This window comes from Lewinella cohaerens DSM 23179 (assembly GCF_000379805.1).
GTDB classification, from domain to species: domain Bacteria; phylum Bacteroidota; class Bacteroidia; order Chitinophagales; family Saprospiraceae; genus Lewinella; species Lewinella cohaerens.
Map to the genome: position 1 here is coordinate 138189 of NZ_KB903534.1, position 16996 is coordinate 155184.

Here is a 16996-nt window from a genome sequence, read left to right on the forward strand (position 1 = left end):
ACCTACCATCATGACCATTCGCCAAGCCCATAAAGAAGATGTAATTTCAATTGTCGCAATGCTGGCGGATGATGAATTGGGTCGCTTGCGCGAAGATTTTCGTGAGCCACTTCCAGAAAGTTATTACCAGGCTTTTAAAACGATTGAGGAAGACCCTCACCAATCCCTGATGGTCATGGTAGAACAGGGGCAGGTGATCGGTACCTTGCAACTTACCTTAATTCCTTACCTGACTTACCAAGGCGGTATTCGCGCTCAAATAGAGGCGGTGCGTATCCATAAAGACTACCGGGGACAAGGAATTGGCGAACAACTTTTTCGTTGGGCCATTGCGGAGGCTGAAGCGAAAGGAGCCCACCTGATACAACTTACCACCGACAAAAAACGGCCTGATGCCCTGCGTTTTTATGAAAAGCTAGGCTTTAAAGCTTCTCATGAGGGAATGAAGTTGCACTTTTGAATAAGCAAGGTGTCATGAAGGAAATGAAAAGCTTTTTATCTAAAATACATGCAATAGAAGATGATATTCTTGATGAATATATTTCTTATTGGACCGAGTATACTGTAACCAAAAATACCATAATGACTTGGGAAGGGGAGACCGAGAAGTACATGTACTTTGTACTTGAGGGGATTCAAAAGTCATATTATACAGCTAACGGTAAAGAACACATTATAGCCTTTACTTATCCTCCTTCGCTTTCTGGAATTCCTGAGTCATTTTTAACTCAATCTCCTTCTAAGTATTTTTTAAAGACAATAACAGATAGTAAATTCTTACGCATGCCATATGAGCAACATCAAGAATTAATGACTAGAAATAGATCAATTGAGACGCTATTCAGAAAAGCAACGGAATTCTTACTAATCGACACATTAAATCGCTATTATGAACTAATGGCATTTGATATAGAAACCCGATTTAAAAACTTCACATCAAGAAGCCCCCATCTTCTTCAAATGGTTACACAAAAAGACCTGGCTTCTTATCTGAGGATGGATTCAAGTAACTTCAGTAAACTAATTGGAACCATCAAAATTTGAAATCTTGGTATAAACCAAGACTTGATTGATAGTATTAATTGAATTTTGTGTCAATGTTGTCACATTAAATATTTACCAATACTGTTAATTATGAATTTGCCTCTGAATGCTCAAAAATGGTTGGATGTAACCTTGTACCCTTTTGATAATCAATATATTCAGCTAGATGCGGGTAGGATGCATTACATTGATGAGGGAAAAGGAGATGTCATATTATTCGTACATGGAACTCCAACTTGGTCGTTTCTTTACAGGGACTTTATATCATCCTTGTCAAAAAAGTATAGATGTATAGCAATCGACCATATCGGTTTTGGGTTGTCAGAAAAGCCCAATGATTTTGATGGGAAGCCACAATCCCATTCAAAGAATCTTACAGCGTTTATAGAGAAACTAAATCTAAAGGAAATTACACTTGTCGTGCATGATTTTGGTGGCCCAATTGGCCTCGGAACTGCTATTGAAAATAGCGATAGCATCAAACGAATAGTAATGTTTAACACTTGGTTATGGGGAACTAAAAACAATCCAGGTGCACAGAAAATTGATAGCGTACTAAATAGTAGCGTTGGGAAATTCTTGTACCTTAGAATGAATTTTTCTCCTAAATTTCTTTTAAAAAAAGGAGTCCATGATAAAAAGAATCTATCCAAGAAAGTACACAAACAATACATCTATCCATTCCCAAATAAATCATCGAGACAATCATTGTTGAAAATTGGAAAATCACTGATTGGTTCTTCAGATTGGTATCAAAACCAGTGGACACGGTTAGATAATCTGGATTCAAAACCATGGTTGATTCTTTGGGGGACAAAGGATGAGTTTATTTCATTAGAAGACCTACAGAAGTGGAAAAAGCGACTGCCCAAATCAGTCGTTGTAGAATATGATTGTGGACACTTTGTTCAGGAAGAGCATTCAAATGAGGCTATTGGTGAAATTGATAATTTTATGAGCAAATAGAGCATGCTATAACAGAGTTAGGAGGTAGCTGTCTTGCGTCAGTACCGTGCGTATGCTCAGGTAGGTTGTCACGAAAAATAAAGAAATGAAACAGAGAAATAGCATAGTAATATTTGTGCTTGGTGTTTTCTTTATCAATTTTGTTGAAGCTCAAATCGTGCATTCCAGTTACTTTCCTGTATTAGCAGAAGACTTAAATCGATGGGAGTCGTACGCTGATTTCTTAGTTACATCCCAATTGGATCCTATTGAAAAAGCCGATTCTGTTTATTCTTTTGCTGAAGTTGAGTATCAAAACGGTCAATTTTCTAAATCAAGGGAATTGTGTGAAATTGCTAATGATCTAAATCCTGATTTATCGAAAACGCATCTGCTCATTGGTAAATCGTATGTTTCGAGTGCAGAAAAATGCCAGGAAGGTGATTTGCATAATATTAAAGAAGGCGTAATTTGGGCTGCAATTGACGAGTGGGAACAATCAATTTCAAAACCAGGTGAAGAAGAAAAGAGGGAAGCAAAGATATTAATAGAGCGGTACAGTGATTACTTGCCTACGGGAGAACATTTTAGAAGCTGCTTTAGTAGGCCAACCGCAGTGGAAGGAGATGAATATTTTGTTGAATGTTGGATTCAGAAAATGACCCACATTAGGTTTAAAAAAGGCTTTTAAAAGACACGATGCCTAATGATGGGTTAGTTATTCTTTACGTCACCTACTTGTACAGATGTAGGAAAGGCGAAGGCCGACCAAGTACTTGTCTACAAAACAAAAACATGCCACAAAAAACACACCAATACACGCTAAAACTCAACTGGACCGGCAATAAGGGCCAGGGCACTTCGGTTTACGATGCCTACGAACGCGATCACGAACTCAGTGCGGCCGGAAAGCAAGTCGTCATTCCTGGTTCTTCAGATCCTTCTTTTCGTGGTGATCCTACCCGTTATAATCCCGAAGAACTGTTTTTGGCCTCCCTTTCTAGTTGCCACATGTTATGGTTTTTACACCTTTGTAGCACCAATAAGATACAAGTGGTTGCTTACGAAGACGAACCTGTAGGGACAATGCTGGAAACGAAATCGGGGAGCGGCCATTTTACAGAAGTGACCTTGCGGCCCAGGGTAAAAGTAGCGACGGAAGCAATGCTGGAAAAAATTCCTGAACTTCACCACAAAGCCAACAAGTATTGTTTTATTGCTAATTCTGTTAATTTTCCGGTACTACACGAAGGGATCGCAGAATTTGTTACGAGCTGATTCTTTTTCTATTATCTTTATCTTTCGCGCAATACTAAAAAAAGCGCAAGTTGTTTTTTGCGCAATACAAACGTCTTAATCTCTTCCCCATGAGCAAGCAAAAACTTTGGAGCATCAATCTTATCCTGCTGGCATTGACCTGCATTTTTATTCTGGTAGCCTCACAGATGAGTAATACAGAAAAGCCTGATTACGATTGGCAGCCTACCGAAAATGTTCCCCAGATTGTCAAAAGTGTAGACTTGGACAAAGCTTTTAGTTTTTGTGACGAAGCCTTACCAATGGATAATTTCGATGTTCGCGAAAGACTGGATCGTGAACTTACCGTTAATACCTACTGGCATTCCAGTACTATTCTGTCGATTAAGTCAACGATGCGTTTTTTTCCTGTAATGGATAGAATTCTAGAAGAGGAAGGGGTACCTACTGACCTTAAATACATTGCGGTGGCGGAAAGTGCTTTGCGCAATGCCGTTTCACCTGCTGGTGCCAAAGGCATCTGGCAGTTTATGAAAGGTACCGGTAATGAATATGGCCTGGAAATTAATAGCGAAGTAGATGAGCGCTACCATCTGGAAAAAGCGACCCACGCCGCTGCTAAATACCTTAAGTCCCTCCGTCAACGCTTTGGTAGCTGGGCCAATGCAGCTGCAGCCTACAACATGGGCGGCGGCAATATGAACAAACACCTACGTGAGCAGGAAGCTGATAATTACTTTGACCTGAACCTGAACGAAGAAACCTCCCGCTACTACTTTCGTTTGGTGGCCATCAAACAGATCATGGAAAACCCAAGGGAATTCGGCTTCTATGTAGACCGCGAGGATTACTACCCTGCACTTGATGATTACCGTACAGAAGAGGTTAGTGAAGCCGTAGAAAATTGGGGTGCTTTCGCCAAAGAGCAGGGAACAAGCTACCGCATGCTCAAAGTATACAACCCCTGGTTGATCGACAACAAGCTGACTAACCGCAGTGGCAAGACTTACGAAATACGAGTTCCGAAGTAAATACGTATTAGGTATTTCTTACAGGATGTAGAGATTTTGACTGTTGCATATGTTACATCATGGCATTGGTCAAAAATCGTAGGATGGAGAGTAGGGGGGCAATGCTGACTCTCTATTACTTCGAGTTTTTACTCTCCCCGCAACTGCTCTGCCGGATTTACCCAAGCAGCACGTAAAGCGTAGTAGCTTACCGTAAGAAATGCCAGCCCTAAGCCTAAAATGGCCGCCAGAGGCAACTGCCACCAAGCAAAATCTACTCGGTAGGCATAGTTGTTCATCCACTGTTGCACGCCCCACCATGCTAATGGCAGACCAATCAGAACTGCAATAAGGATCAATTTCATAAACCCTCCGCTGAGTAATAGGACCAATTGACTGGTACCTGCTCCCAGGATTTTTCGAATACTGATTTCTTTGGTTCTCAATTGTGCTGCGTAAGCAGCTAGTCCAACCAATCCCAGACAAGCCACCATAATGGTTAACAAAGTAAAGAAGAGCAGTATTTGTCCAAACTGCCGGTCACTGGTGTACTGTTGGGCAAATCGTTCATCCAGAAAATTGTATTGGAAGGTATTGCCAGGGAAATGTTGATCATATAAAGCCTCTATCTGTGGTAAAGTAGTAGCTAAGTTGCTGGCGGAAAACCGAATAGCAATAGGATGGCCTGTGCCATAAAAAGGCTGGATAAGTAGGGGCGATATCGGATGATGGAGCGACAATTGGTGGAAGTCAGGAATAACCCCCACAATGGTCCAGTCTTTTCCAGAAGTGTTAATGATTTGCCCGATCGCTTCTTCTGGTTTTTCAAAACCTAAAGTTTTGACACCCTCTTCATTGATTAATAGAGAATTGATTTCGTCGATGTTGGAGCTATGATCTTCAGGTCGCAAACTGCGGCCGGCAATGATATCTAAGCCATAGGTTTTAGTATAACTGTGGTCTGCCTGGACAAAGCCAAAAGTGTAATTGCGATCATCGGCGGCCCCGGGAAGCGTGAGTCCAAAAACTCGCCCGATACCTTCGCCCGGTGCCCGACTGGCGGTACAAGCCGCTTGTATGCCGGTGAGCTGGGTTAGTTGTTCTTTAAATACATCCATACGGTCAATGAACGTACTGTCCCATTGGGATAATTCCGGGGCTTGCACCAGTATCATTTGGTCGATATTTACCCCCAAGTCTTTCTTTTGCAGGAAATTGATCTGGCGATAAACCAAAAGGGTACCTGCTATTAGGCCAATAGAAGTCGCGAATTGGAAAACAATCAAACCCTGGCGCAGCGTACGTCCACGCCCTTTTCCGGTAAAGCTGCCTTTAAGCACCGACGCCATTTTCTGATTACTCAAAATCCAGGAGGGGTAAAAGGCGGAGAGTATTAACCCCAGTAAACACAAACTGGCAGCCGTGCCCCATAAGCGAGGGTGTTGGACCAATATATTGGTGTCGGTCAGCTCACCGAGGTCTATTTGTAGTTTTTCATGAGCGATAGGTTGAATCAATAAAACCAGACTTACGGCCAAGCTAAAACTTATAAGGTTCGCTAATAGGGCTTCTGTAAAGAATTGATTGATTAATTGCCGGTTACTGGCGCCAACAACCTTACGTAAGCCTACTTCCTGTGCGCGTTCCAATGCCCGAGAGGCAGTTAGGTTCGCATAGTTGATCCAGGCAATAAGTAGAATGAAAAAGGCAATGATCAATAAAGCCCAAATGGATTTTCCGTTAGCGGTTTTACCCATTTCGTACTCCAAATCATTAGATTTTAGATGAGCATCTAGCAGGGGTTGTAAAGTAAAAACCTCCTTGCTGCCTGAGACTTCGTCGCCTCGGAAATAGCGCTTTGAGAAGCCTTCTAATTTTTCCTCAAAGGCAAGTACATCTGTTCCAGGAGCTAATGCTACATAATGGTAAAAATCAGACCAAGTCCAGCTGTTATCTGCATTTTCACCAAAAGCTTCGATGATGGTGGCATAAGACACCAGTATTTCAATCTGTAAATGAGAATTAGTTGGGATATCATCCAAAACGCCCACCACTTTAAAGGAGAAAGGAGCACCATCAACAACAATTTCTCTACCGAGCACCTTATTGTAGTCACCATCTTTGATCCCGTACCAGTCGCGGGCATATTTTGCGGTAAGCACCACCTCTCTGGAGTTGGCCAGGAGGCTGTCATTGGCAGCAGCAAGGATCGGGAAATCAAAAATTTCTAAAAAATGGGCATCTGTATAATAACAACGATCGAGGTGGTAGCTGTCTTCCTGGTTGGGATTAATCCACTCGCCGCCGCCATAGAAGAAGCGGGTAGCATTAGTAACTTCGGGGTAGTCTTTAAGTAGGGTAGGACCAATAGTCGGATAGGTTATCGTGCCCCGCTGAACGCTTTCTCCATTTTGAAAACGCTCATTGACCACGCGATAAATTTGGTCGGCCTGGCTATGAAAACGATCAAAGCTTAGTTCAAAGCTGACATATTGCAGCAGCAATAAACAAGCTGCCATACCAGTAGCCAGCCCAACAAGATGAATGAAGGAATAGCCTGGGCGAGATCGGAAATTTCTTAACGCTAATTTTAGGTATTGTAAAAACATAGTCAGGTGATTTCGTCTGCGTTATAAAACTGCAAGGTGTGTGCCGTTTTGTTAATTGATTGATATATAGTTGTTTGTGTTTGAGTTGAGAGGCCTGGAAGTGTTCGGAATAGGAAAATATTGTTCATTATCGTACAGTACGATGGCTCATCAAAACCGCTGTGTCTCTGTGTTGAAGAATATCTTGGTTTAATCACATAGCCACATAGAAATGGCTTAGGTTTCGTTTTGAGATCTTGTAAGCCTCTGTGTCTATATGGTAAAAAACGCCCCGCTTAATATTCACAAATGTTATACTTTGAGGACAATTTAGAAGAGCCGTAAAATGATTTAAACCGTTCGTTATCGTACACCTTTGTTCAGTGTTGAACAGCTGAAAGGTTCGGTTTGGGTGGTTATACGTTTGATAATTAGTAGTTTAGGTGTTTGGCATAAGTCTTGCCTTTTTCAAGTATTCTAAATAAGGATACTCTTATGCGACTAAGAGTATTTCGGAATTTGGAAGAGAGAGACTTATATTGTAACCTGACATAAAGAAATTAAAATGATACAACTCACCAATTTGGAGAAATCCATTCGCAATGGCTTACAAAAAGTATGGTTGCTCAACCAAATCAATTTGACCATTGAAAAAGGAGAGTTTGTAACCATCATGGGGCCTAGCGGGGCAGGAAAGACTACTCTCCTCAATATCCTTGGAATGTTGGATGGTGCGAGTGGAGGTGACTATCATTTTTTAGGCGAACCTGTTCATAAACTAAATGAGCGTAGCCGCAATGAGTTGCATAAGCAATATATGGGCTTTGTCTTTCAGGCTTATCACCTCATCGATGACCTGACGGTATATGAAAATATCGAGACACCATTGTTATATAGACAAGTCAAGTCCAAAGAAAGGAAAAGTATCGTTGCAGATATGCTGGATAACTTTCAGATCGTAGGAAAAAAAGACTTGTTTCCAGAGCAGCTTTCGGGCGGGCAGCAACAATTGGTCGGTGTCGCACGTGCAATTGTTCACAAGCCACGCTTGTTACTTGCGGATGAGCCTACCGGTAATCTACATACCAAACAAGGAGAAAGAATCATGGACCTTTTCAAGGAGTTGAATGAAGAAGGGATGACCATTATTCAGGTCACTCACAGTGAAAAAAATGCCCAATATGGCAGCCGCATTATTGAACTGGAGGATGGTAATATTAAGCAGGATATCCGCCTTTAACCCTTAAACTGGCGCTATGCTCTATCGTTTTCGGACTAATTTGGTGATTAGGGTTTTGTTGCTAGGCCTTGGCCTGGCGGGAATGCTGAGTTCCTGGCCGGGAAATCAGCTATTGGCAGTACTCAGCGGCCTTTTAGCACTAGGGTGTTTGTTGAGCATTATGTATTTTGTTGATCAAACCAACCGCGACTTGGTGGGCTTTCTTACGTCTATCAAGTACAATGATTTTACAGCCACATCTACAGCAGAGCATAGAGGGAAATCATTCGGTGAGTTGTACGAAGCTTTTAACTTGATCAATCGGAAGTTTCAGGAAGTCAGAGCAGACAAAGAGGCCAACCATCAATTTCTACAAACGATTGTAGAGCAAATTGAAATTGGACTTTTGTGTTATAATGAAGCGGGCGAAATTCGATTGATGAATAAAGCCCTCCAAAGGATGCTGCATAAGTCTTTTTTACTCCACGTCGATGGCCTGGAGCAGGTAGACCCACAACTACTGGAAGCTATCCGTGACAGCCGCGAGGGGAAGCGTGACTTGGTGAAAATAAAGGTAGATAACCGCTTGTTGCAGTTGGCTGTACTCACCAGTGAATTGCGCCTACAGGAAGAACGACTCTTTTTGGTGAGTATTAAAAATATTCAAAACGAACTAGAGGAGCAGGAGCTGGTAGCTTGGCAAAAGTTGATCCGAATTCTGACCCACGAAATTATGAATTCCGTAGCACCAATCACTTCCTTAAGCGGAACTATTGATGCTATGCTTTCTGACGAACCCGTTCCGGATGCTCAAACCTTACAGGATGTTCGCCAGTCGGTACAGGTGATCCAACGCAGGGGAGAAGGGCTACTTGCCTTCACAGAAACCTATCGTAGCCTAACACGGGTTCCCCCGCCAAATTTTCAGGAAGTCTCGGCTAATGAACTCCTGGAACAGGTATTAGCGCTCTTCCAAACACAAGCACAGCAGCAGGGTGTGGCCTTTCATTTGCATCGCTACCCCTCTGATCTCAATTTACAGGCAGATCCTCATTTACTGGAACAAGTAATTATCAATCTTACCAAAAATGCCTTAGATGCACTGAGCGGAGTAGAAAAGCCAATTGTTGCTCCGGCGATTCATTTGCACGCCAATCGAAACAAGCAAGGGCAAATTATCATCCAGGTAGCTGATAATGGGCCAGGGATTCCATCGGAGCAATTAGAACAAATTTTTGTACCCTTCTTTACCACCAAAGCAGATGGCTCTGGCATAGGGTTAAGTCTCTCTCGACAGATCATTCGTGCCCATAAAGGGACGATTGAAGTACAATCAGTAGTAGGTGAAGGGACCGTAGTACAGTTGGTGTTTTAGCACTAATTCGCCCGGCAAGCATTCTCTACCAAATCCCACCGCTTCAAAGTCGTATTCCAGTAAACAGAGTAGCATTTTCCTCTAATCAGGAAATAGACAATTTCAGTGATACTTTCTGGCGTCTCCCCAAACTGTGTACGAATACGTATGTAACAACCTTCTTCCCCATCCAAACTAAAGATAGAAGAGTAACGAGGCCCCAGCGCGAAACCATTCCAGCTGCTTTTATCAAAACTCAAAGCAAAAGATACCCCATAGCCCCCTGCTTGGTTGCTGATCATTAAGTTTCGTTGGAGTAATTCCTGCCCAGGATCAAGAATGGAGTAATTTCTACCATTATCTGGAAAATAGTGAAGACGCTGAGGTTGATGCTCCACCTGTCCCCATCCCCACAGCCCAATAGCCATCAACCCACAAATAAGCGCGATCCTAAGTTTCATTTCCTTTTCCTGTGTTTCATTTTTTCAAAGTCGGAGATCGGAAGTGTGTATCCGCTAGTAGCAAACTTTCCATCTCTTACATTAAGAGGAAAGTCGACCTACCGTCTTTACGTGTGTCCCCTACTACTTCCTGCTTTGGATGCAGTGTATGAGGTAATTTCCTAAATTGGGTCATCTAGCCCTTACACACTTCCAACACTTACACCTTTACACCAGCTTACTTCCGACTTTCTCTATTTTCCACTTGCTGCTTCTGCTGGCGACTGGGTACGCCCTAATAAATAACCTGCGACGGTACCTAGTAAACCAATAATAGGTGCAATCTGGCTATTGCCATAACCAGCTGTTACCAAGAAAAGAGAGCCAACAATAATCAGAGTTACACTGAGGTATTTCAGCGATTGGCTTAGGGGTTCTTTTCTGCTGTTGATAATCCAGGCTTGCGCCAATACGATGATCATTCCAAAAACGAGTACGCCCAGAGAGAGCCACACTTCTTGTGATGATTTCGTAGGAACGAAGTCTGTGCTTACGGGAGGCAAGTTTACACCATCAGTAACCGTTGCGGCTGGTGGTGGTGTATTGACTGCTGTTTCCAATGTTTCTGGCTGCGCCCAAAGGCTGATAGCCAAAAAACTGAGTAGAATGATGATCGTGGTTCTCATTGACAAGTNTTGATTTAGGGACGGAGAAAAAATAAGTGTAACAGCTTTCGATTTTTTAAAATTTTCTAAGCAACTGACTGAAAGAAAGGTGTGTGAAAATTTTCAGAAACCTCAAAAGAAAGTTGTTCCATTTATTTCCGTCATATTACTTATTGACATTGTTGCAAATGTCGCTGATATTCTTTTTCGTGGCGTAATTTACGATTCTCGTATTGTACACGTTGCTCTTGTGCTAGTAAGCGCCGATCAGCTCTGTTTTGATTACTGCTTCTGGCCGAGCGCATGCCTTCTCGGTGTTGCCGCCGGAGGTTGCGTAGTTGGTTTCTTTGGTTTTTTCGGAGGTCTCGTGCTGCTAATTCGCAGGCTGAGGGCTCAAAAAGACTTCGCGATCTACTGGCCGGTACGGTAATTGGGCTTAGACGAACACTGTATTCACACAATGGTTTTTGCTGCATACCTTTACGCTCAGACCGAGAGATCGTACGGTTGGAAATTGTTGTACAAATTTCTGCCCAGCTGTTGTAAGGCGCACCTCCAAGCACTTCCTGTAAGGTATAGAGAATTTCGTTAAAGAAAATTCCACCATCGTTAGAAATGAAAGTATAGTTCTCCTGCTCGGCACTAAAAAGGTTGACGGTTTTAGTAACACCGGGTTCATCCGAAAAAAGCCCTTGGTAGATGGTGCCAAAACGCCCTGCCTTTGGCAACGAAACCACTTCTGGTGGCGTATTAATGGACTGGTAAGGAGGTGGTATACTCTGGTCAGTAATTGTCACATTGCATGCAACAACAATATTAAGGAGTAAGGACGGATTTTTTTCCTGAATACGCTCCATGATATCTCCAAAATTAACAGACTCCTGATAAGAGCGGAAATAGAGATTCGGGTAGGGGCTAGAAGTACCAGGATCGCGGAAACCATGGCCAACGTAGGCAAAAATGATGATGTCTCGCTCTTGGTAGGACATCTCGTAATTGAGCACCTCATCTAGGCGCTTAAGCGTGAAATTTGGCCCACTCAAGTCGTATTCTATAACACTGAGAATGCCTAGATTGGCCGCCAGAAGGTGGACTTCCTGGTCGATGCCAAAGCCAATACTGCGGCAGCCTTCTCTAATAATGTAGTCGTGGTTTTCGTTATCAAAAACCTTGATGAGGTGAATATGCCTGGTTTCTGCTTGTGTAAAACTCGTCACTAAACTCAAGCCAACCAGACACAGCAAGAACCGTAGAAAGTGTTGCATTTATCTTTTTTTTGAAAAAAATCAAAAATCTTGTGAGTAGTCTGAGTAAGCCTGCGTTGGTGAGTCTTTTTATTTGAAACGCGGCCAGAAGAGTATATTTTGAGCGGTAGGATTAAATAACGGAACAGTATTTGAGCTTATTGTGTTGAATTGTACACTAATTAAGCACCACCTTCAAAAGAAAAAAGACTTGAAACAACAACAATTGATTACGCTTGGCGATATGCCTATCGCGGTATTGACTCAAACATTTAATGATGCCTTTACCGGGTATTATGTTCCCATCAATTTTACAGAAGAAGGGATGATGGAGCGAATAAAGAGAACCAGGATTGACCTTACGCTATCTGTAGGGATATTAAACAAGGGAGAGCTGGTCGCTTTCATGCTTACGGGAATTGGCGAGCAAGGAGGTTTGCTAACAGCATATAATGCAGGTACAGGCGTAATCAAAGCTTTTAGACGACAGGGCATGGTACGGCAGATGTATGATTTTGCCATTCCTTTGTGGCAGCAATCAGGGTGCCAAAGAGCTAGCCTGGAAGTGATTACTGAAAACGAGCGAGCAATCAAGGCCTATGAAGGCGTAGGTTTTCAAATAGGTCGTAAGCTCAGGGCATTTAAGAAAAACACGGATAATGCTGTCGCTGAAAAGCCTTCCCCCTTGCGGAAAGTGGCCGTGCCCAATTGGGAGTATTACAGCTCGTTAAGGGCGTTTACGAGTGCTTGGGATTATACCCGTGCCGGTGTAGAAGGACTTATCGTTGATTATACTTTTTATGAATGGGGAATGGTAAACGAGGCTCCCTTAGCTTATGCGATTGTTCATAAAGTAGGGAGAATTGCCCAGGCTGGCGTTCATCCTGAAGGGCCAGCGTGGGAAACACTCTTGGGGGCACTGGAAAACTCCTATGCCCAACTAACTTGGGTGAATATTGATGACCAAGCTACAAAACTGTTCACAGCGATGGATACCTTAGGGTGGGAGCATATCATTGATCAGTACGAAATGGAGCGACCACTGTAAGAAACGGAACTTATAAAGTTATGCTGGGAAGCTTGGAGCAGCATAAAAATGAATTGAGCCTCTGCTAAGCGTAGCCAGATTGAGGTTCAATTTTTGCACAATACTTACATTATTTTATTTAACTTTGCTGATAACAACTAGCCTAAACGGTGCCATTGTTTATGGTGGTATCGTTTTTGAGAAAAAAAGTTGCTGGATAATATTCTTGAATAAAGCAGCGTTTAAGGCTTTGTTCGTATCTATACAGCAACAGCGGATGCGAAAATGCCCTTCTGCACTTAATAAGGATTCACACTACTACACCTCATAAATTTTGTACTATTAGCAATTGTCGCCGATAGGGTAAAATTTTATTTTTAACAGAATCTATTTCGGCCTTTCAGGCTCTTTTACGTATCATTGTAATTCTTTGGAAAATCTGTCGCGGAACAAACCTCCGGCTCCTATGAAAAGACTTAGACAATTAGCACTGTTCACTATCCTGATGACATTCATGCTTTCAGCACGAGGCCAGGATATCCATTTCTCACAGTTTTATCTTTCACCGCTGAATTTGAACCCAGCGATGACAGGTGTAATGAACTGTAACGTTCGCCTCGTCGCGAACTATCGTAACCAGTGGGCTAGCGTATTACGCTCCAATGCCTTCCGGACTTACTCTGTTTCTTACGATCAACGTATTCCTGTTGGCCGTAATGATTACTTCGGTATTGGTGGTACCTTTTGGGGAGACCGTGCCGGTGAAGCTGATTTTGCAACCCTTACGGGTAAGCTTTCTGCTTCTTACTCCAAGAAAATGGGAGGCTCACGTAACTATGGTCACTACCTCGTTGTAGGTGCTGAGGCCGGCGTTGCTCAACGGAGTCTTGATTTTCTCAACTTGCGTTGGGGGCTTCAGCACGACGGTGAAGGTGGCTTCGATGCTAACCTTGACCCCGGTGAAACCAGCTTTGACCGCGACGAATTTCTCTTTGGAGATTTGGCAGCTGGTTTGCTATGGTTTATGACCTTCGACAAGAACAATAACCTTTACATGGGTGGTTCTTTCCATCACCTTAATCGTGCTGATCAATCGTTCAGTAGCCAGGATCAGGATTTACTGTACAGCCGCTTTACTGCACACGCTGGTGGTGAATTCCTGGTGTCCAACCGTTTTGGCCTGGTTCCCGGTGTAATTGTGATGAGCCAAGGACCTTCCTTCCAGGTAAACGCAGGTACCAGTTTCAAATTCCTTTTGGGTACTGGCCGTCAGGCTGGAACACAATCTTGGCAGTTTGGTCTTTGGACACGTGTTTCCAACAAGATCAACTCTGGTGTCTTAAATGATGCTGTGATTTTGTCTACTCGCTTCGATTTCGATGCCTTTACCCTTGGGTTTAGCTATGATATCAATGTTTCACCATTGAAAGCGGCTTCTAACTACAATGGTAGTTTCGAATTAGCGATGCAGTACAAAATTTGTGGCCCTGCTCGCCGTGGCGTTTACTGTCCTTCTTTCTAAGGAACAGCACAAATGCCTACGGACTAATATCCAAAGTGATCTAACGGATCGCTTTGGATATTTTTTATTGTAATATGTTCGTTGGATAATATCGGATTCGGTATATTAGCGAATAGGTGCTACCTTAGCATCGGTTTAGAAAACCAATCCCCGACGTATAAACCGTGTATAGACTACAATCTGGTAGTCTGCTCAAAAACTAAAACGAATGTTTAATAAAAGCGGAAAAAAAGAAATGAGTAGTAAGTCATCCCCTTCTCCGTCGCCTTCTGGCGGGCACTCTTTGAACAGTATTGTAGAAGGCACAAAAATTGAAGGAACAGTCAATGCTAATAGCGATATCCGAGTGGATGGAGCAATCAAAGGTAAACTCTTCTGTGATGCGAAAGTAATCATCGGGCCTACGGGTAAAGTGGATGGTGAAATTCGGTGCGCGAATGCTGTTGTCGAAGGCCGATTTGATGGAACGATGACGGTTAAGGAACTACTTAATATCAGGGAAACAGCAGCTGTAGATGGTGATATCACTTGTGGCAAATTGATCGTACAGCCAGGAGGCACCATTGATGGTAACCTGACGATGGCATCAGGTGGAAAAAATAGTATAGCAGGCAGTGCAAAAAAGGCTGCTACTGAAAAAACAGAGAAAGTTGCCGGATAAAGAACCAGATCAGAACGATCAAGGCAGGAAGCGGGTACAAAATTATATGAAGTACTCGGGGATGGCAATGCAAATGGGCATCATTATTCTCTTAGGAGTTTTTGCTGGCCAAAAGCTGGATGAATATTTTCAAACATCTCCCTTCCTGACAGTGACGCTGGCTTTACTTTCTATTTTTGCAGCGCTATACAGTACGCTTAAAGACTTGCTGTAATAGACGGTGTAAATTAATCCTTCATCCCGAATTTTGAGTAAGTACTCAGAGTTCGGGATGTGTTTTATTACAAATCAATATGACTAACAAAACATTTTTTCTGCAATTGGGAGGCGTTATACTAATTACTGTTGCGGCGCTGCTGGGTTTGTTTCAGGTGCCCAAGTTAGCTCCTTATCAATTGTTGGGCTGGATCAGCCTTGGCGGGTTCGTCTTTCTGTCGGTCGTGATGTTCTTGATAGGCCGTAGCGCTGCTAACAGTGCCAATAAAAACACATTCACGAATACGATTATGATATTTACGATGGGCAAAATGATGTTGGCCATCATGATTGTCTATGCTTACTTACAGCTGGCAGAACCTACCGATAAGTTCTTCGTGATCCCTTTCTTCTTGGTCTATTTTGTTTTTACGGCTTTTGAGACTTATTTCATGATGAAACTGGGTAAGGCCGGCGTGTAATTCTTCATAAAGGCTAGCAAATTCGTGCCTTATTTTCGCCGACCCCTTAAAGTTCAAGCAGCCCTTCTGGTAGGGTCATGAACAGTACTTGCTCTTTTTTATTTACCTGTTCAATAAGATCGGCATGTAACGGGATCATGATTACTTTGCCTTTGTAGTTCACTTCCGCTAGATAATGCTCTGGTAAGTCGATGATCTCTTTGATCTTGCCAATTATCCCATTAGTGATATCGACAATAGTATAACCGACATACTGCTCAAAGGGATTGTCTGCCGGAATATCTTCGACAGCGATCGTAAGGAGGTTTTGAGGAAGATAAATATCCCTTTGCTGTAGCATCTGGGCAGATTCTTTATCGTCAACTTCTTCCAGTTTTACCAGGTTTCCTCCACTGCGCCAAGCTTCTACAAAATGAGGAACATACTGGCTGCCTACAGCAATGAGTAGGCTATCCTGCTGGATAACATCTTCAAAGTACACATCCTCAATACTGACTTTCATCTCCCCACGAAGGCCGTGAGGGCGACCCATACGGCCTACCTTGGTCATTTCGCCTTTCATCATTGTACCAACCATTGTTTGATAATAAAACCACCTTCTGCTTTTTCGCGCCAAGGTAGATCGAGACAGGCTCCGGTATCACCATTGCAGCAAAGCTGACATTGGGTTTCAAACACTTCTAATTCTCTGTACACCAGCCCTGTGTTTTTGGCATAGCCTTCAATAGCCAGACGTCGGTTGAGCAGGTTTTCATAATCAGCGCCTTCCACCAACGTTAGTTGGTCGTAGGTCTTGTCCATCACCGTCCCTGCTTGTTCAAAACTGAGGTAGCGGTAATTCCAATCAACATAAATTTGGATAGGTTGGCCAGCCACTTCGATTTCCCGGAAAGGGTCAAAAGCAACGTGCCCGTCCCAGTTCTGATCAGCACGTAGCGGGAAGACCATTTTTACAAACTCCAGGTTATCTTCCTGCCGATAGGCGCGGAGATCGTCGCGTCGGAGCAAGAAAGTTTGGCTAAAACGCCAGGCTGTACTGTCTACACGACGATCATAGCGTTCGCCGCGATACCAAAGCTGCCCTTCCAAATCGCGCAAGGTATCCACAAGGGTTTCCCTGACATCTAGGCGCGCGGAGTCAAATAGGATACCTCCCACCTGAGGGCGCAACACAATGCTGTCCATCAAGTAGTTCCACTCCATACCTACTTTCAAAGGAAAATAATCATACCCCTTATCTGTACGGGGTTCGGCCGTTTCACCTTCGCAGGTGAGTAAGAAAATTGTAGTGAGGAAAAGTAGACCAGTAAAAAAAATATTGGCTCCTTTCATGCTTAGGTGGA

General features: G+C 43.1%; 19 protein-coding genes. 13 read left to right on the top strand and 6 right to left on the bottom strand.

What is annotated here, in order from left to right; all coding sequences use genetic code 11:
* Positions 1-10: 10 nt before the first annotated feature.
* From A3EU_RS0105425 to A3EU_RS0105450, 6 genes are all read left to right on the top strand, one after another.
* Complete coding sequence (locus A3EU_RS0105425; protein ID WP_020535115.1) at positions 11-460, top strand: GNAT family N-acetyltransferase; 450 nt, start codon at positions 11-13, stop codon at positions 458-460.
* A gap of 14 nt (positions 461-474) precedes the next feature.
* On the top strand, positions 475-1044 hold the full coding sequence (locus A3EU_RS0105430) for a Crp/Fnr family transcriptional regulator (protein ID WP_020535116.1): 570 nt from the start codon (positions 475-477) through the stop codon (positions 1042-1044).
* A gap of 90 nt (positions 1045-1134) precedes the next feature.
* Entirely contained in the window at positions 1135-2010 is an 876-nt protein-coding gene (locus A3EU_RS0105435; protein WP_020535117.1) for an alpha/beta fold hydrolase, read from the top strand.
* Positions 2011-2095: 85 nt separating this feature from the next.
* On the top strand, positions 2096-2680 hold the full coding sequence (locus A3EU_RS0105440) for a tetratricopeptide repeat protein (protein ID WP_020535118.1): 585 nt from the start codon (positions 2096-2098) through the stop codon (positions 2678-2680).
* A gap of 104 nt (positions 2681-2784) precedes the next feature.
* Positions 2785-3267 (top strand): OsmC family protein, encoded by a 483-nt coding sequence (locus A3EU_RS0105445; protein WP_020535119.1) that lies wholly within the window; start codon positions 2785-2787, stop codon positions 3265-3267.
* An 89-nt stretch (positions 3268-3356) separates the two neighbouring features.
* Positions 3357-4277 carry a lytic transglycosylase domain-containing protein gene (locus A3EU_RS0105450; RefSeq protein WP_211213899.1) on the top strand — a complete coding sequence of 307 codons (921 nt, stop codon included), beginning with the start codon at positions 3357-3359 and terminating at the stop codon, positions 4275-4277.
* A 128-nt stretch (positions 4278-4405) separates the two neighbouring features.
* On the opposite strand, the gene A3EU_RS0105455 is transcribed toward A3EU_RS0105450, so the two are convergent.
* Entirely contained in the window at positions 4406-6865 is a 2460-nt protein-coding gene (locus A3EU_RS0105455; protein WP_020535121.1) for an ABC transporter permease, read from the bottom strand.
* A 544-nt stretch (positions 6866-7409) separates the two neighbouring features.
* On the opposite strand from A3EU_RS0105455, the gene A3EU_RS0105460 reads away from it, so the two are divergent.
* Both A3EU_RS0105460 and A3EU_RS29500 read left to right on the top strand, forming a co-directional pair.
* On the top strand, positions 7410-8084 hold the full coding sequence (locus A3EU_RS0105460; RefSeq protein ID WP_020535122.1) for an ABC transporter ATP-binding protein: 675 nt from the start codon (positions 7410-7412) through the stop codon (positions 8082-8084).
* 16 nt (positions 8085-8100) lie between these two features.
* The gene (locus A3EU_RS29500) at positions 8101-9438 is read left to right on the top strand and encodes a sensor histidine kinase (protein ID WP_020535123.1); all 1338 of its coding nucleotides are present in this window, start codon (positions 8101-8103) and stop codon (positions 9436-9438) included.
* Positions 9439-9440: 2 nt separating this feature from the next.
* Here the strand turns inward: A3EU_RS29500 and A3EU_RS0105470 are convergent, their stop codons facing one another.
* The 3 genes from A3EU_RS0105470 to A3EU_RS0105480 form a co-directional block, all read right to left on the bottom strand.
* The gene (locus A3EU_RS0105470) at positions 9441-9878 is read right to left on the bottom strand and encodes a hypothetical protein (protein ID WP_020535124.1); all 438 of its coding nucleotides are present in this window, start codon (positions 9876-9878) and stop codon (positions 9441-9443) included.
* Positions 9879-10111: 233 nt separating this feature from the next.
* Entirely contained in the window at positions 10112-10543 is a 432-nt protein-coding gene (locus tag A3EU_RS0105475) for a hypothetical protein (protein WP_020535125.1), read from the bottom strand.
* 149 nt (positions 10544-10692) lie between these two features.
* Positions 10693-11787: a hypothetical protein gene (locus A3EU_RS0105480; protein WP_020535126.1), complete on the bottom strand. Its 1095-nt coding sequence runs from the start codon at positions 11785-11787 to the stop codon at positions 10693-10695.
* Positions 11788-11977: 190 nt separating this feature from the next.
* Between A3EU_RS0105480 and A3EU_RS32535 the strand changes: the two genes are divergently transcribed.
* The 5 genes from A3EU_RS32535 (at position 11978) to A3EU_RS0105505 (ending at position 15653) form a co-directional block, all read left to right on the top strand.
* Complete coding sequence (locus A3EU_RS32535; RefSeq protein WP_052331282.1) at positions 11978-12814, top strand: GNAT family N-acetyltransferase; 837 nt, start codon at positions 11978-11980, stop codon at positions 12812-12814.
* Between the two features lie 445 nt (positions 12815-13259).
* Complete coding sequence (locus tag A3EU_RS0105490; RefSeq protein WP_020535128.1) at positions 13260-14315, top strand: PorP/SprF family type IX secretion system membrane protein; 1056 nt, start codon at positions 13260-13262, stop codon at positions 14313-14315.
* A 208-nt stretch (positions 14316-14523) separates the two neighbouring features.
* A complete protein-coding gene (locus tag A3EU_RS0105495) occupies positions 14524-14976 on the top strand; it encodes a bactofilin family protein (RefSeq protein ID WP_020535129.1) in 453 nt (150 codons plus the stop codon).
* Positions 14966-15190: an AtpZ/AtpI family protein gene (locus A3EU_RS0105500; protein WP_020535130.1), complete on the top strand. Its 225-nt coding sequence runs from the start codon at positions 14966-14968 to the stop codon at positions 15188-15190. The genes A3EU_RS0105495 and A3EU_RS0105500 overlap by 11 nt, the downstream gene beginning before the upstream one ends.
* Before the next feature lie 79 nt (positions 15191-15269).
* Positions 15270-15653 (top strand): hypothetical protein, encoded by a 384-nt coding sequence (locus A3EU_RS0105505; protein ID WP_020535131.1) that lies wholly within the window; start codon positions 15270-15272, stop codon positions 15651-15653.
* A gap of 46 nt (positions 15654-15699) precedes the next feature.
* On the opposite strand, the gene rimM is transcribed toward A3EU_RS0105505, so the two are convergent.
* The gene (gene rimM / locus A3EU_RS0105510; protein WP_020535132.1) at positions 15700-16218 is read right to left on the bottom strand and encodes a ribosome maturation factor RimM; all 519 of its coding nucleotides are present in this window, start codon (positions 16216-16218) and stop codon (positions 15700-15702) included.
* Positions 16215-16985 (bottom strand): hypothetical protein, encoded by a 771-nt coding sequence (locus tag A3EU_RS0105515; RefSeq protein ID WP_020535133.1) that lies wholly within the window; start codon positions 16983-16985, stop codon positions 16215-16217. The genes rimM and A3EU_RS0105515 overlap by 4 nt, the downstream gene beginning before the upstream one ends.
* Positions 16986-16996: the final 11 nt, after the last annotated feature.

Coding starts and splice junctions, on each gene's coding strand:
- A3EU_RS0105425 (WP_020535115.1), top strand. CDS start 11: ATGACCATTCGCCAAGCCCATAAAGAAGATGTAATTTCAATTGTCGCA.
- A3EU_RS0105430 (WP_020535116.1), top strand. CDS start 475: ATGAAGGAAATGAAAAGCTTTTTATCTAAAATACATGCAATAGAAGAT.
- A3EU_RS0105435 (WP_020535117.1), top strand. CDS start 1,135: ATGAATTTGCCTCTGAATGCTCAAAAATGGTTGGATGTAACCTTGTAC.
- A3EU_RS0105440 (WP_020535118.1), top strand. CDS start 2,096: ATGAAACAGAGAAATAGCATAGTAATATTTGTGCTTGGTGTTTTCTTT.
- A3EU_RS0105445 (WP_020535119.1), top strand. CDS start 2,785: ATGCCACAAAAAACACACCAATACACGCTAAAACTCAACTGGACCGGC.
- A3EU_RS0105450 (WP_211213899.1), top strand. CDS start 3,357: ATGAGCAAGCAAAAACTTTGGAGCATCAATCTTATCCTGCTGGCATTG.
- A3EU_RS0105455 (WP_020535121.1), bottom strand. CDS start 6,865: ATGTTTTTACAATACCTAAAATTAGCGTTAAGAAATTTCCGATCTCGC.
- A3EU_RS0105460 (WP_020535122.1), top strand. CDS start 7,410: ATGATACAACTCACCAATTTGGAGAAATCCATTCGCAATGGCTTACAA.
- A3EU_RS29500 (WP_020535123.1), top strand. CDS start 8,101: ATGCTCTATCGTTTTCGGACTAATTTGGTGATTAGGGTTTTGTTGCTA.
- A3EU_RS0105470 (WP_020535124.1), bottom strand. CDS start 9,878: ATGAAACTTAGGATCGCGCTTATTTGTGGGTTGATGGCTATTGGGCTG.
- A3EU_RS0105475 (WP_020535125.1), bottom strand. CDS start 10,543: ATGAGAACCACGATCATCATTCTACTCAGTTTTTTGGCTATCAGCCTT.
- A3EU_RS0105480 (WP_020535126.1), bottom strand. CDS start 11,787: ATGCAACACTTTCTACGGTTCTTGCTGTGTCTGGTTGGCTTGAGTTTA.
- A3EU_RS0105490 (WP_020535128.1), top strand. CDS start 13,260: ATGAAAAGACTTAGACAATTAGCACTGTTCACTATCCTGATGACATTC.
- A3EU_RS0105495 (WP_020535129.1), top strand. CDS start 14,524: ATGTTTAATAAAAGCGGAAAAAAAGAAATGAGTAGTAAGTCATCCCCT.
- A3EU_RS0105505 (WP_020535131.1), top strand. CDS start 15,270: ATGACTAACAAAACATTTTTTCTGCAATTGGGAGGCGTTATACTAATT.
- rimM (WP_020535132.1), bottom strand. CDS start 16,218: ATGATGAAAGGCGAAATGACCAAGGTAGGCCGTATGGGTCGCCCTCAC.
- A3EU_RS0105515 (WP_020535133.1), bottom strand. CDS start 16,985: ATGAAAGGAGCCAATATTTTTTTTACTGGTCTACTTTTCCTCACTACA.